We start from the raw sequence: 12,998 nt of genomic DNA, 5'->3' as shown, positions 1-12,998 counted from the left end.
CCACGCCAATACGAGATAATACTATGCCTATCTTGAACCGGACAGCCGTGCGACAAGCGCGGCCATGACGCTGAAAATTCTCTGCTCGTTAACCCGAATTCATCCTTCACCCGATCGACCTGGGGCCGCTCACGCCGGATGAATTGACGTGGGGGGATTGCGAGCCTCTGAGGCTCGCATTTTGACGATGTGCGCCACCGCACAGTCTGAGGCCGGCTTTTGCGTGATTGATGCTCCCAACGCCGCCGTGTCGCGGCAAGCAAGCTCGGGAGCCGCCGCCTTGATCAATTCCGCCATTCTCCGCCGACTGCTGGTCGCCGTCGCCCTCATCTCCGTGACCGCCGGCGTGGCGGCGACCATGGGAGGACCGGCCGACGCGGCCGTGTTTCCGTCGCTTCATCGCGGCGGCAAGTGAGATGTGGCGGCTGATCGCGCGGTGGTGACGAGCCGCGCGGTCAGCGCAGCAGTCGCCAGGCGAACAGCACGACCACCGCCAGCGCCAGCAGGAACCAGCGGTCCGCCGAGCGGCGCGCGCGGGCGAGGCCTTCCACCGATTCTGCGGAGAGGCGCACGCCGCGCGAGCCGGCGGCCGCCAGCGTCTCCACCGCCGCTTCGGCGTCGGCGAGCAGCTTGGGCAGGCGCGTCGCATATTTGGCGACTTCCAGCGCCGCCTTGCCGGCGTCCTCGAGCTTGGCCTGCGGCCCGAGATTGTCCTCGATCCAGCCGCGCACCACAGGGTCGGACGTCTTCCAGATGTTCAGCGTCGGATCGAGCGAGCGGGCGACGCCTTCGGCCACCACCATGGTCTTCTGCAGCAGCACCAGCTCGGTGCGCGTGCGCATGTCGAACAGCGCCGTCACCTCGAACAGCAGGGTGAGCAGCCGCGCCATGGAAATATCCTGCGCGTTGATCGTATGCAGCGGCTCGCCGATGGCGCGCAGCGCCTGCGAGAATTCCTCCACCGAATGCACCGGCGGCACATAGCCGGCCTCGAAATGCACCTCCGCCACCCGCTTGTAGTCGCGGGTGATGAAGCCGAACAGGATTTCAGCCAGAAACCTCCGTTCCTTGAAGCCGAGCCGGCCCATGATGCCGAAATCGATGGCGACGAGGCGCCCCTTGCGGTCGACGAATAGATTGCCCTGATGCATGTCGGCGTGAAAGAAGCCGTCGCGCATCGCCGTGCGCAAAAAGGACTGCAGCACCTTGCGGCCGAGGTCCTCGAGATCATGGCCTTGCGCCGCGACGCGCGCGAGGTCCGACAAAGGCGCGCCGTCGATCCATTCGAGCGTCAGCACCTCGCGCGTCGTGCGGTCCCAATCGACCGAAGGCGCGCGAATATCGGGATCATCGACGATATTCTCGTGGAACTCGGAAGCGGCCGCCGCCTCGAGGCGGAAATCGGTCTCTAGCTTCACCGAGCGGGCCAGCGTGTCGACCACCTGGATGAGCCGCAGCCGCCGTCCCTCCGCGGAGAAGCGCTCGGCGGCGCGCGCGAGAATATACATATCGGCGAAGTCGCGCCGGAACTGCCGTTCGACGTCGGGCCGCAGCACTTTCACCGCGACCTTGCGCTCGCCGTCGGGATAGGCGACGCGGGCCTGATGCACCTGGGCGATGGAGGCGGCGGCGACCGGCTCGCCGAAGGAGAGGAAAATCTCGTCGATCTTCTTGCCGAAGGCGCTTTCGATGATCGCGACCGCGGCGGCGCGGCCGAAGGGCTCCATACGGTCCTGCAGCGCGGTCAGCGCGTCGGCGATCTCGCCGCCGACGACATCGGGGCGCGTGGCCAGGAACTGGCCGAGCTTCACATAAGAGGGGCCGATCTGGGCGAAGGCGCGCACCAGCGCCTGCGGCGCGCCGCCGCTGTCGCGCTTGGCGAGGAGATTGCCGACGCGCAGCGGAAATTGCAGCGCCACCGGCAGAAGCGCCGGATCGACGCCCTTGAACACGCCTTCGCGCGTCAGGATGAGCCCGGCGCGCGCCAGTCGGAAGAAATGTCCGAGGCCGATGATCACGAGAAGCCGCCGTTCGTCCTCGAGGATCAGAGCTTCCAGCCGGAATGAATGGCGACGACGCCGCCCGTCAGCCGCTCGAAGCCGGTGCGGCGAAAGCCCGCGCGGCGAATCATCCGCTCGAACTCTTCCGCACGCGGGAAGCGGCGGATGGATTCGACCAGATAGCGATAGGGCTCGGAATCGCCGGCGACGAGCTTGCCGATCGCCGGAATGACGTTGAACGAATAGGCCTCGTAGATCTTGTCGAGGCCGGGAACCGAGACCTGCGAGAATTCGAGGCAGAGGAACCGCCCGCCCGGCTTCAGCACGCGGTGCGCCTCGGCGAGCGCGACCTCTATGCGCGGCACGTTGCGGATGCCGAAGGCGATCGTATAGGCGTCGAAATGCGCGTCCGGGAACGGCAGGGATTCGGCGTTGGCCTGGACGAACTCCAGCTTGTCCGCGAGGCCGCGCTCATTGGCGCGGTCGCGGCCGACGTCCAGCATGTCGCCATTGATGTCGAGCACGACGATCTTCGCGTCGGCCGGGGAGGCCTTGGCGATGCGGAAGGCGACGTCGCCGGTGCCGCCGGCGACGTCGAGATGGCGAAAGCCCTCGCGCCGCGCCCGCACCTTGGCGGCGAATTCGTCCTTCCACAGCCGGTGCATGCCCGCCGACATGAGGTCGTTCATGATGTCGTAGCGGCGCGCCACCTTGTGGAAGACGTCGTCCACGAGGCCTTGCTTTTCGTCGAGCCCCACCTCGGAGTAGCCGAAATGGGTCGAGGTCTCATGGTCTGAGGTCATGTCCGAAATTGCTCGCGTCAGATGGCGTTCCGGGCGATATAACGCGCCTTTTCGCCCATGGCTATGGCCGGGGCGGAAATGGGCGGGGGCGATCCGGTGAGGGACAGAATCCGCGATCCTCATCCTGAGGAGCCGCCGCAGGCGGCGTCTCGAAGGATGGCGGCAGGGCGAGTCCGCTGGATTCCTCCCTGGGCCGTCCTTCGAGACGCCCGCTTCGCGGGCTCCTCAGGACGAGGGGTCGGGCTTTGTTCCTTCACCGCATTGCCTCGGCGAGGCGAGGGAAGGGCCGCGTGAGCGGCGCGGCGAGATCGAGAATGACAAATTGTATCAACGTCCTGGATCACGGCTTCGTCCGCCTCGTCGAGCATATGGGCTCGGACCTCTCGATCGCGCGCGCCGCGCGCGTCTCCTATGACGCGGCCTGGCGGGCGGGCGAGAACGAGGGCTCGGACGCGCGCCTCATCGACTATCTGTGGCGGAACAAGCACACGACGCCCTTCGAGGCGGTCGAGCTGCAGTTCGAGGTGATGGCGCCGATCTTCGTCATCCGCCAATGGCACCGCCACCGCACCTGGACGTACAACGAGCTTTCCGGCCGCTATCGCGAGCTGCCCGAACTCTATTACGTCCCCGATCCGGACATGATCGGCGAGCAGGCGGTGGCCAATAAGCAGGGCCGCCAGCCGGGCGGCGAGATCGAGGCGCGCCGGGCCGAGGCCGAGAAGCTGCGCGCCGCCTGCGAGGCGTCTTTTGCGACCTATCGAGAGCTGCTCGCCGCCGGCTGGCCGCGCGAGCTCGCCCGCACGGTCCTGCCGCTCTCGACCTACAGCCACATGTTCGCCAAGACCAATCTTCTCAACCTGTTCCGCTTCCTGTCGCTGCGCGCCGACGCCCACGCGCAATATGAGATTCGCGTCTACGCCGAGGCGATGGAGGCGCTGATCCGGCCCATCGTCCCGGTCGCCCTCGCGGCGTGGAAGAAATCGCGGATTTAACCGCCGCCCCCCTCACTCTCCCTCGCCGGCGCAGCGCGGGGAGGGTTGGGGGCGTCACGAGCCGAGCGCAATCTCGTCGGTCGCGGCGGCCCGCCCGCGCGCGACGAAGCGCGCCGAGAGCGCCGCTCGGATCGGCCGATCCAGCCATTTGTCGGCGACAGTGGCGACGCCGAGCACAAAGGCGATGAAGACGAGGCCCCATGCAAAGGGAAAGCTCGCAATCTCCGCCCGCCATTTTCCGAAGACGGCGATGGTCAAATCATAGAGCGGCGCTTGCAGCACATAGACGCCGTAAGACGCCGCGCCCAGAGCCGCGAACAGCCGGGCTGTCGCGCCGGACGGAGTGGAGCTCGCCGCCGCCCAGACGAGGACGGGGAACACGAACAGGGTGACGGCCAGATCATACGCCGTCTGCAGCGCGGGCGGAGGCGTCGCCGCGAGCGCGGCGGCGAGAGCGGCGACCGCCAGCCACGGCGGCAGAGCGATCGATGAGCGCCGGCGGCTCCACATGCGATAAGTGAGGACCCCCGCGAAAAACGAAAAGGCGACGCGCAGAAGGCTCGCTCCGACCGCGCTCCAGCGGAATCCGTGGTTCAAGGCGCCGGCGTCGGCGTCGCCGAAGCCGAGCGCCCCGAGCAGCACGGCCGCCGAGAGCGCGCATCCGGCCGCCGCCGCCATCGCGACGAGCGTGACGGTCCCGGCCTCGGCGACGAAGCAGAACGCGACATTGGCGACGAGCTCGGCGAACAAGGACCATGCGGGCCCGTTGAGCGGAAACAGAAATGTGCTGCTCGACAATGACGGCGCGGGAAGAAAGGCGACGCCGAACAAGACGTTCTTGACGGCGCTGGACGCGCCGGTCTCGCCAGTGGCGACTCGTTCATGGAGAACGATCAAGGAGAAGACGAAAGACAGCGCATAGAGCGGATAGAGGCGGATGACTCGCGTTTTGATGAAGTCCAGTCGCGAGAGGTCGCACCCGATGCGCCGCGCATAAGCGTGACACAGCACGAACCCGCTCAGCACGAAGAAGAAATCCACCGCGAGATAGCTCTCGAAGAACAAGCGCGCGGTCGCTGCGGACGGGTCGACGCCTGTCGCTGCGGCGCCGGGCGTGAAGAACGCGGGCGCGTGGATCGTGATCACGAAAAATGCGGCGACGGCGCGCAGCCCGTCGAGCGTGATAAAAGAGCGTTCCGGCCGAGACATGCTGGCCGAATACCGCCATAAGATTGACAATCCGTGCCGCCTGCCCGATTGAGACGCCTCGCGCCGACAGAGCTTTCGGAACTCGCCGGCGCTCGGTGGAGCTGTCGAGCCCTCTCATGCCCGAGCTGCCCGAGGTCGAGACGGTCCGGCGCGGTCTCGAGCCCGTCTTCACAGGATCGCCGATCGAGCGCGTCGAGCTGCGACGGGGCGATCTGCGCTTTCCCTTTCCGCAGAGCTTTGCGGCGCGGCTCGAAGGCCGGCGCGTCGCGGCGCTCGGACGGCGGGCCAAATATCTCGTCGGCGCGCTCGACGACGAGACCGCTCTCGTCATGCATCTCGGCATGAGCGGCTCCTTCCGCATCGACGCCTTCGATCCGGAAGGCGTCTTTCATCGCGCGCGCGACACGAAGGCGGCGCACGACCATGTCGTGTTCGATTTCGCGAGCGGGGCGCGCGTCACTTACAATGATCCGCGCCGCTTCGGCTTCATGCTGCTGGTTCCGTTCGCCGAGCTGCCGGCGCATCCTCTGTTCGCCGGCCTCGGCGTCGAGCCCTTGGGGCCGGAGCTGACGCCCGAGCGGCTGGCGGCGGCGCTCGCCGGCCGCAAGGCGCCTTTGAAGGCGGCGCTGCTCGATCAGCGGATCATCGCCGGCCTCGGCAATATTTACGTCTGCGAGGCGCTGCATCGCGCGCATCTTTCGCCCTTGCGCGCCGCGGGCGCGCTGATCGACGCGAAGGGGCGGCCGAAGCGCGGCCTCATCGATCTCGTCGGCGCTATTCGCGAGGTGCTGCGCGAGGCGATCGAGGCGGGCGGGTCGAGCCTGCGCGACCATCGCCAGACGGACGGCTCGCTCGGCTATTTCCAGCATTCCTTCCGCGTCTATGACCGGGAAGACGCGCCGTGTCCGACGCCCGGCTGCAGGGGGCAGGTCTCACGGGTCGCGCAGAGCGGGCGATCGACCTTCTTCTGCCGCGAATGCCAGAAATGACGCGCCGGGCCCGCTGTCCATAGCGGGCGAGGCCGGGACGATCGCTATCGTCCCGGCGGCGCAACGCCTCAGTGGCGCGTCGACGATGGCTCCGGTCAGAACTCCGCCCATTCGTCCGCATTTGCTTCCGGCTTGCGGACCGCGACCGCCGCGGCGCCTCGTCCGACAGCCGCGCGAATCGGCGCCGGCCGCGGCGCCGGCGCGACGTGACGGCGTGGGGGCTCGATCTCGCCGATCTTGAAGCGCGAGACGAGCGTCATCAACTCCACGCTGTCCTCGGCGAGCGAGCGGCTCGCGGCATGGGTCTCCTCCGACATTGCGGCGTTCTTCTGCGTGACCTGGTCGATCTCCTGCACGGCGGTGTTGATCTCGCGCAGGCCGCGGGACTGCGCCTCGGCGCTGGCGGCGATGTCCGTCACCACGGCGTCGATCTTGTTCACCTGGTCGACGATGAGCCGCAGCGACGAGCCGGTCTGGGCGACCAGCGCGACGCCGTCCTGCACCTTGGCGTCGGAGGCGGCGATCAGCTCCTTGATCTCCTTGGCCGCTTCGGCCGAGCGCTGGGCGAGCGCGCGCACCTCCGTCGCCACCACGGCGAAGCCCTTGCCGGCGTCGCCCGCGCGCGCCGCCTCGACGCCGGCGTTGAGCGCGAGGAGATTGGTCTGAAAGGCGATCTCGTCGATGACGCCGATGATCTGGCCGATCTGCGAGGAAGATTTCTCGATCCCGCTCATGGCCTCGATCGCGTCGCCGACGATCTTCTCGCTCTTGACGGCGCCCGTCTTCGCCGCGCCGACGATTTCGCGCGCTTCGACTGCGCTGTCGGCGGTCTTCTTCACCGTGTCGGTGATGCTGTGGACAGCCGAGGCCGTCTGCGCCAGAGTCGCGGCCTGTTGCTCGTTGCGCTGCGAAAGGTCCTCGGCCGCGCGAGCGATCTCCCGCGTGCTCTCGCCGATCGCCCCGCTCCGCACGGCGATGCTGCGCATCGCCTGCTGCATGCGCTCGGCCGCGGAGTTGAAGCGGGCGCGCAGCGCCTCGTAGTCCTTGATGAACTCCTTGTCGAGACGCGCCTCCAGATCGCCGGCGGCGAGGCGATCCATGCCGATGGTGTATTCGGAGAAGAAGAAGTCGCGGTTCTCGATATACCATTTGGCCCCCGCCTCCTTATCCTTCTGGCGGGCGGCCGCTTCGGCGCTCATTTCCGCCGCGCGGGCCTCGGCGAGGCGGGTCTTCTCCATCCATTCGCGGAAGACGGCGACGGCGCCGTTGATGAGCCCGATCTCGTCGCGTCGCCCGGCGTAAGGCGGAGGCTCGTCGTGCTCGCCCCGCGCGAGGCGCGTCACATGATCGGCGAGCGCCACGATCGGCGTGACGAAGCGGCGCCGAAGGAAGACGCAGCCGCCGGCGACGCAGGCGGCGATCACGAGGATGCCGGCGAGACTTGCGGCGTCGAGCCGCCAGCGCAGGGCGGTCGCATCCCGCTCCATCGCGCCGGAGAAGGCGGCGCTCGCCTCGAACAGGCGCTCGACCTGCTCGCGATGCGCAGTGAAGCTCGCTTGGACCCGCTGCAGAGCGGCGCCCGCGGCGACGGCGTCGCCGCGACGCAGCGCCGGAAGATAGGAATCGAGAGCCTCGCGCCAGAAAATCTCGGCCCCTTCGGCCGGCCCGCGCAGCTTCGCGATCAGCTCCGCCGGCAACAGCTCCGAGCGCGTCCAGAACGCCTTGCGCTCCTCATATTTGCCGCGCAGCCGAGCGAGACGGGACTCCGCCTCCTGCGGCGGAATGGTCCCGGCGGCGGCGTGCTCGATCTCGAGAGCCGCTTCGACGAGATAGAGCGGCGGCGGCTGCAGATCGGCGACGAATTCCCTCCCCGCGACGATCTTCTGGTAGGGGACGCCGCCGATGCGCAGCTCCTCGAGGACGAAACGATTTGCCGCTGCGAATAGGAGAAAGAGCAAAAGCGTCGAAACGGCGAGCGTCGTGACGACGCGGGATATCGAGAACGTCATTGCGCGGACTCCGGGCGCAGCGCGCGGAAAGCCGAGGAGGCTTCCGCTGGCGGGAAATGAGAATGGGACGAACCGGGGCCGGTCGGGCGAGCAGCCGCCGAAGCCCCTCGGGACAGCCGGGTCGAAACCGGCACGACGGCGCGACGTCATGTCTTCGAAGGCGCGGCCGCCCACGCGCGCTTCGATCCGTCATGTGACAATTTTGCGCAGAACGGCTTAAGAATCCATTCACGTTGCGCGCCCGTCGAGCGCTTGCCTCGGAGACGTTCCGGGCCTAAAGGCGGAAAACGGCGGAAGCGCCGCCGAAGACACTCGGAGGACCGCGCATGTCGGCTCGCGCCATTCTGTTCGTCGCGATGACGATCGGCTTCGCCTTGCTTCCGGCGCGCCTCGTCGCGCGCGGCGATCTCGGCCTCGATCACGACGCCTGCGTCCTGAAGGTCGGCCCGGAACTCATCTATTTCGCGGGCTATCAGCCCGTGTCCTCGCATCGCAAGTTCTGCGAGGACGCGCCGGCGACCGGTGAGACCATTTTCGTGTTCGATTACGCCGAGCCGGAACTGCGCGAGATGAAGGTCGCCTTTCGCATTCTGCGAGATGCGGGGGAGACCGAGGACGCCGCCGCGCTCGACGCGGCGACCGCGGCGTTTCTGCCGCCGCAGGTCTATCCGAAGGGGACCTTCTCCTTCGAGCATGTGTTCGCCGAGTCCGGCGACTATGTCGGGCTGCTCACGGTCGACGGGCCGGCGGGCGAGCATTGGACGGCCCGCTTTCCATTCTCGGTGGGCAAGAGCCATTACGAGCTCACGCCTTATCTCCTCATCGGCGCGGCCGGTCTGCTGGCGGCCGCTCTTTTCGTGACCAGCCGGCGCGGGGCGGCAGCGACGAAGCGCGGCGCGCGCGGGCGCCGCTGACGGCGCGTGGCCGAAAAAAGCCGCGGTGGCGAGGCTGCTGGCCGGTTTACAGGCGGCGCGGAATAGATTAGTCCATTACATGAGTGAATTTATAGACCAAGGAGACGAAAACATGCTGCGCGCCGGATTGTCACGTAAGGGTCTCGCAAAAGCGCTCGCCGTGCTGGCGGGCGCGTCGATCTTGCTCGCCGAGGCGGCGCAGGCGGCGACGGCGCTGCTCAATGTCTCCTATGATCCGACGCGAGAGCTGTACAGGGCCATTAATCCGGCCTTCATCGCCGATTGGAAGGCGAAGACCGGCGAGACGATCGAGATTCAGGCCTCGCATGCGGGCTCGGGCGCGCAGGCGCGCGCGGTCATCGACGGCCTTTCCGCCGATGTCGTGACGCTGGCGCTCGCCGCCGACATCGACGCCATCGTCAACAAATCGGGCAAGATCACGCCCGACTGGCAGAAGAAGCTGCCCAACAACGCCGCGCCCTACACGTCGACGATCGTCTTCCTCGTCCGCAAGGGCAATCCGAAGAAGATCAAGAATTGGGACGACCTCGCCAAGGCGGGGATCGCGGTCGTCACGCCCAATCCTAAGACCTCGGGCGGCGCGCGCTGGAACTATCTCGCGGCCTGGGGCTACGGCCTCGAGAAGTTCAAAGGCGACGAGGAGAAGACGAAGGAGTTCGTCAAGGCGATCTACAAAAACGCGCCCGTGCTCGACACCGGCGCCCGCGGCTCCACCATCACCTTCGCCCAGCGCGGCCTCGGCGACGTGCTCATCACCTGGGAGAACGAGGCGTTTCTGGCGTCGGAGGAGTTCGGGAAAAACAAGTTCGAGATCGTGGTTCCGCCCGCCTCGATCCTCGCCGAGCCGCCGGTCGCCGTGGTCGACGGCAATGTCGACGCCAAGGGCACGCGCGCGGTCGCCGAAGCCTATCTGAATTTCCTCTACACGCCCACCGCACAGGCGATCATCGCCAAGAATTATTACCGTCCCGCGCATCCGGAGTTCGCGGCGAAGGAGGATCTGAAGCGGCTGCCGAAGCTCGAGCTGTTCACCGTGGACAAGGTTTTCGGCGGCTGGGCCAAGGCGCAGAAGACGCATTTCGCCGACGGCGGCGTCTTCGACGAGATCCAGAAGCAAGATGCGGCCACAAAATAAGATGAGCGCCTCAGTCGCCCCTGCGAAGAAAAAGGCTCGGAGCTTCACGGCTCCGAGCGTGATCCCCGGGTTCGGGCCGACGTTCGGCTTCACCATCTTCTACCTGAGCCTCGTCGTCCTGTTTCCGCTCTCGATGCTGGTCCTTCGCGCCTCCGAGCTCGGGCTTTCGGGGCTTTTTGCCGTCGCGACCGAGCCGCGCGTCGCCGCGGCTCTGCGCACCAGCTTCTTCATCTCCTTCGCCGCGGCGGCGATCGACGTCGTCTTCGGCCTCGTCGCCGCCTGGGTGCTGTCGCGCTATGAATTCCCCGGCCGGCGCTTCCTCGACGCGATCGTCGATCTGCCCTTTGCTCTGCCGACGGCGGTCGCCGGCATCTCGCTCGCCGCGCTCTATTCGCCCAATGGCTGGATCGGCGAGCCGCTCGCCGATTACGACATCAAAATCGCCTTCACCCGCTGGGGCATTCTCGTCGCGCTGGTGTTCGTCGGCCTGCCTTTCGTGGTGCGCACGGTGCAGCCGCTGATCGCCGAGATCGACGCGGAGCTCGAGGAGGCGTCGGCGACGCTCGGCGCGAGCCGCGCGCAGACCGTGTGGCGCGTGCTGATCCCGCCGCTCGCTCCGGCGCTGCTGACGGGTTTCGCTCTGGCCTTCGCGCGCAGCGTGGGCGAATATGGCTCGGTGATCTTCATCGCCGGCAACCTCGCCTATGTCTCGGAAATCGCGCCCTTGCTGATTATCGTGAAGCTCGAGCAGTTCGACTATGCCGGCGCGACCGGGATCGCCACGATCATGCTGGCCATCTCCTTCTCCGTCCTGCTCGCCATCAATCTGATCCAGGCCTGGAGCCAGAAGAGGTTCGGCCATGTCTGAGGCTGTTGCGCCGTCGATCGGCGTTCCCGCTCCACGCAGCGTGACGCAGGAGGCGCCGCTGACGCGCTGGCTGCTGATCGGCGTTGCAGTGGGCTTCCTCGGCCTGTTCCTGCTGCTGCCGCTGGCTGTCGTCTTCACCGAGGCGTTCGCCAAGGGCGCCGGAGCATTTTTCGCGAGCTTCGACGAGCCGGACGCGCGCGCGGCGATCTGGCTGACCCTGATCGTCGCGGCGATCGTCGTTCCGCTCAACGCCGCCTTCGGCCTCTGCGCGGCCTGGTCGATCGCCAAATTTTCCTTTCCCGGCAAAAGCGTGCTGATCACGCTGATCGATCTGCCCTTCTCCGTCTCGCCGGTCGTCTCGGGCCTCGTCTATGTGCTGGTGTTCGGCGCGCAGGGCCTGCTCGGGCCGTTCCTCTCGGCGCATGGGATACAGGTGGTTTTCGCCATTCCCGGCATCGTGCTGGCGACGATCTTCGTCACCTTTCCCTTCGTCGCGCGCGAGCTGATCCCGCTGATGCAGGAGCAGGGCACGGTGGAGGAGGAGGCGGCGCTGACGCTCGGGGCGAGCGGCTTTGGCACTTTTCTCACCGTGACTTTGCCCAACATCAAATGGGGCCTGCTCTATGGCGTGCTCCTCGCCAACGCCCGCGCCATGGGCGAGTTCGGCGCGGTGTCGGTGGTGTCCGGACATATTCGCGGACTGACCAATACGATCCCGCTGCAGGTGGAGATCCTCTACAATGAGTATAACATCGTCTCGGCCTTCGCTCTCGCCTCCCTCCTGGCTGGGCTGGCTCTCGTCACTCTGGGACTCAAGACGCTTCTCGAATGGCGCTACGCCGATCAAATCGCCGGCCGGCGCCGCCACTGAGGAGGCGCCGCGTCCGCATGGCGTCGAGATCCACATCGAGGGCGTCGAGAAGGATTTCGGCGACTATCCCGCGCTGCGCGACGTCAATCTGACGATCGCGCGCGGCGAGCTGGTCGCGCTGCTCGGGCCGTCGGGCTCCGGCAAGACGACGCTGCTGCGCGCCATCGCCGGGCTCTCCTCGCCCGAGCGCGGGCGCATCTTGTTCGACGGCGAGGACGCGACGACGCTGTCGGTGCAGGAACGGCGCGTCGGCTTCGTGTTTCAGAACTATGCGCTGTTCAAGCATTTCTCCGTCGCCGACAACATCGCCTATGGGCTGAAGGTGCGTCCGCGCCGCTCGCGCCCCTCGCGCGCGGAGATTGCCGAGCGCGCGCAAAAGCTGCTCGAATTCGTGCAGCTCGACGGTCTCGGCGGACGTTTTCCCGCGCAGCTGTCCGGCGGCCAGCGGCAGCGTGTGGCGCTCGCCCGCGCGCTCGCCATCGAACCGCGCGTGCTGCTGCTGGACGAGCCGTTCGGCGCGCTCGACGCGCGCGTGCGCAAGGATCTGCGCCGCTGGCTGCGCGACGTGCATCGCCAGACCGGCCTCACCACCGTCTTCGTAACGCATGACCAGGACGAGGCGATGGAGCTCGCCGACCGCGTCGTGGTGCTGGACAAGGGCCGCATCGAGCAGATCGGCACGCCGGACGAGCTTTATGACCGCCCGGCCTCGCCCTTCGTGCTGTCCTTCGTCGGCGAGGCGTTGGCGCTGCCGGTGCAGGTCGCGGACGGCAAGGTGATCTTCCAGGGCAAGGAGCTGCACGTTTCCTCGGAGAATCTGCGCAACGGCCCGGCGCGCGTCTATTTCCGCCCGGCCGACATCGCCCTGCACGGCGGCGCTCTCGGAGCGCTCGAGGGGCGCGTCGAGGCGGTGCGGCGCACGGCGGCCGGCCTGCGCGCCTCCATCTCCATTCCCGGCTACGACCAGACGGTCGAGGTCGACACGGATGATCGCGACGGAGCCAAGCTCGGCAGCAGCGTGCCGTTGTCGCTCACCAATGTGCGCATTTTCTCGACCGAGGAGACGCTCGGAGACGGCGCGGGGATATAGGCGGAGTCATTCCGCGCCGTCGCTTCTCCCGCGCGCGGGAGAAGCGACGGCGGCAGGGCAATCGGGTGAAGGATAAAAATCCCTGACCCTCGTC

12 protein-coding genes are annotated in these 12,998 nt (G+C 67.2%); 8 read left to right on the top strand and 4 right to left on the bottom strand.

Features of this window, described 5'->3' with window-relative positions; genetic code table 11:
- Positions 1-280 precede the first annotated feature (280 nt).
- On the top strand, positions 281-415 hold the full coding sequence (locus K3F48_RS24540; RefSeq protein ID WP_255609384.1) for a hypothetical protein: 135 nt from the start codon (positions 281-283) through the stop codon (positions 413-415).
- 40 nt (positions 416-455) lie between these two features.
- On the opposite strand, the gene ubiB is transcribed toward K3F48_RS24540, so the two are convergent.
- The gene (gene ubiB / locus K3F48_RS18705; protein WP_222576943.1) at positions 456-2,018 is read right to left on the bottom strand and encodes a 2-polyprenylphenol 6-hydroxylase; all 1,563 of its coding nucleotides are present in this window, start codon (positions 2,016-2,018) and stop codon (positions 456-458) included.
- 26 nt (positions 2,019-2,044) lie between these two features.
- Positions 2,045-2,803, bottom strand: a complete 759-nt coding sequence (ubiE, locus tag K3F48_RS18700) for a bifunctional demethylmenaquinone methyltransferase/2-methoxy-6-polyprenyl-1,4-benzoquinol methylase UbiE (protein WP_222576942.1) — start codon at positions 2,801-2,803, stop codon at positions 2,045-2,047.
- 314 nt (positions 2,804-3,117) lie between these two features.
- Here ubiE and thyX point away from each other — a divergent pair, with 314 nt between their 5' ends.
- Complete coding sequence (thyX, locus tag K3F48_RS18695; protein ID WP_222576941.1) at positions 3,118-3,798, top strand: FAD-dependent thymidylate synthase; 681 nt, start codon at positions 3,118-3,120, stop codon at positions 3,796-3,798.
- A gap of 54 nt (positions 3,799-3,852) precedes the next feature.
- Here the strand turns inward: thyX and K3F48_RS18690 are convergent, their stop codons facing one another.
- Positions 3,853-5,007, bottom strand: a complete 1,155-nt coding sequence (locus K3F48_RS18690; protein WP_222576940.1) for an acyltransferase — start codon at positions 5,005-5,007, stop codon at positions 3,853-3,855.
- A gap of 116 nt (positions 5,008-5,123) precedes the next feature.
- Here K3F48_RS18690 and mutM point away from each other — a divergent pair, with 116 nt between their 5' ends.
- On the top strand, positions 5,124-5,996 hold the full coding sequence (gene mutM / locus K3F48_RS18685; protein ID WP_222576939.1) for a bifunctional DNA-formamidopyrimidine glycosylase/DNA-(apurinic or apyrimidinic site) lyase: 873 nt from the start codon (positions 5,124-5,126) through the stop codon (positions 5,994-5,996).
- A 95-nt stretch (positions 5,997-6,091) separates the two neighbouring features.
- Here the strand turns inward: mutM and K3F48_RS18680 are convergent, their stop codons facing one another.
- Positions 6,092-8,005, bottom strand: a complete 1,914-nt coding sequence (locus tag K3F48_RS18680; RefSeq protein WP_222576938.1) for a methyl-accepting chemotaxis protein — start codon at positions 8,003-8,005, stop codon at positions 6,092-6,094.
- A 326-nt stretch (positions 8,006-8,331) separates the two neighbouring features.
- On the opposite strand from K3F48_RS18680, the gene K3F48_RS18675 reads away from it, so the two are divergent.
- The 5 genes from K3F48_RS18675 to K3F48_RS18655 all read left to right on the top strand — a co-directional run bounded on the left by K3F48_RS18675 (position 8,332) and on the right by K3F48_RS18655 (position 12,904).
- Positions 8,332-8,919: a hypothetical protein gene (locus K3F48_RS18675; protein WP_222576937.1), complete on the top strand. Its 588-nt coding sequence runs from the start codon at positions 8,332-8,334 to the stop codon at positions 8,917-8,919.
- A 112-nt stretch (positions 8,920-9,031) separates the two neighbouring features.
- A complete protein-coding gene (locus tag K3F48_RS18670; RefSeq protein ID WP_222576936.1) occupies positions 9,032-10,075 on the top strand; it encodes a sulfate ABC transporter substrate-binding protein in 1,044 nt (347 codons plus the stop codon).
- Position 10,076: 1 nt separating this feature from the next.
- Positions 10,077-10,943: a sulfate ABC transporter permease subunit CysT gene (gene cysT / locus K3F48_RS18665; RefSeq protein WP_222576935.1), complete on the top strand. Its 867-nt coding sequence runs from the start codon at positions 10,077-10,079 to the stop codon at positions 10,941-10,943.
- The gene (gene cysW / locus K3F48_RS18660) at positions 10,936-11,814 is read left to right on the top strand and encodes a sulfate ABC transporter permease subunit CysW (protein WP_222576934.1); all 879 of its coding nucleotides are present in this window, start codon (positions 10,936-10,938) and stop codon (positions 11,812-11,814) included. The genes cysT and cysW overlap by 8 nt, the downstream gene beginning before the upstream one ends.
- Entirely contained in the window at positions 11,729-12,904 is a 1,176-nt protein-coding gene (locus tag K3F48_RS18655) for a sulfate/molybdate ABC transporter ATP-binding protein (protein WP_255609389.1), read from the top strand. Before cysW ends, K3F48_RS18655 begins: the two co-directional genes overlap by 86 nt.
- Positions 12,905-12,998 lie beyond the last annotated feature (94 nt).

This window comes from Methylosinus sp. Sm6 (genome assembly GCF_019802345.1).
In the GTDB taxonomy this organism is placed as follows: Bacteria; Pseudomonadota; Alphaproteobacteria; order Rhizobiales; family Beijerinckiaceae; genus Methylosinus.
Note: the sequence above shows the minus strand (reverse complement) of the source record. Positions and strands in the feature narration are given on the sequence as shown.